Origin of the sequence: Candidatus Electronema sp. TJ (assembly GCF_048287355.1) — a bacterium.
GTDB lineage: Bacteria > Desulfobacterota > Desulfobulbia > Desulfobulbales > Desulfobulbaceae > Electronema.
The window spans coordinates 16,640-17,794 of sequence record NZ_JBLWEP010000036.1; the positions used below are offsets into that span (position 1 = coordinate 16,640).

1 protein-coding gene and 1 pseudogene are annotated in these 1,155 nt (G+C 55.8%); both read right to left on the reverse strand.

Annotated features, from left to right (window positions below; translation table 11 throughout):
- The coding region (locus ACNKID_RS04520) for a bifunctional folylpolyglutamate synthase/dihydrofolate synthase (protein ID WP_417912244.1) at nucleotides 1-569 on the reverse strand (569 nt) is incomplete at its 3' end.
- Nucleotides 570-639: 70 nt separating this feature from the next.
- A pseudogene (locus ACNKID_RS04525) lies at nucleotides 640-1,155 on the reverse strand (hypothetical protein); the annotation flags it as partial.

The following is a 1,155-nucleotide window of genomic DNA, read 5'->3' on the forward strand; positions in this document are numbered from 1 at the left end:
GAGACCACCGGCACGCCGGTTTTGATGATCCCTGCCTTTTCCGCCGCAATTTTTGCCAGCGTGTCGCCGAGATGCTGCTCGTGATCCATGCTCACATTGGTGATGACAGACACCAGCGGCGTGATCACGTTGGTTGCATCCAGCCTGCCGCCCATTCCCACTTCCAGCACAACGAAATCGGTCTGCTGCTCGGCGAACCAGAGCAAAGCCAAGGCGGTTGTGCATTCAAAATACGTGATCTGGCGGCCATCCAGCACCGATTCAATCCGGCCTGCCAGACGGGCGAAGTCTTCCTTGCTGATATATGCGCCGTTGATCTGAAAACGCTCCCGCACCGAGCTGAGATGGGGCGAAGTGTACAAGCCGGTCTTGTATCCTGCGGCGGCAAGCATGGAATGCAGGGCCGCGCCGACCGAACCTTTGCCGTTTGTGCCTGCGATATGGACGCAGCGCAGCTGCTGCTGCGGATCGCCGAGCCGGGCAAGAAAATGCTGCATGGAATCCAGCCCCAGCTTGATCTTGAAAAGCTGGAGCTGGTCGAGAAACTGCTGCGCCTGCTGATAGTTCATTGTTCTGCAAAAGGAAAAGGGTGTGCGGAGTCCGCTCCGTCGCGGATGATGCTGCTCAAAACACAGCCGTTCATCCTCCTATAGTTTTCTTCAAATACTCCGCCGCAACATCAGTGCCGATCTGCTTGGCGCAATCCCAAGCAAACCTTCCGGCGTTTTTCAGATGCCGCAACATGGCTGATTCATCTTGCCGCTGAGCGGCCTGCGCGGCTTTGGAGACATCTTCGGCAGCGGCGCGTTGTTCCGGGGTTTTCGCGCTGCGCTGCATTTCTTCGTGCAGGCGGGAAAGCTCTGCGGTGATTTGCTGAAAGGTGTTGCCAGAAGCAGATGCGCTTTGTCCCACTGCGCCGATTTGTCCGCCGTAGATTTGGTAGGTGTCTCCCATTGTCAGTTCCCTCGATGATGGAATTTTATCAATCAGTTTACTTTGATTTTCAATCAAACCAAGAACAGCGGCCATAAGCTGCGCCTGCTGTTCTGGCGAACCTTTGCTTGCCTCATAACCAGCCGTGATTTGCTGCTTTGCCTTTTCCACATGCTCAAGATGACAAACCGTGAACGTGGCGTGCGGCTGGCCGCGTTTGTC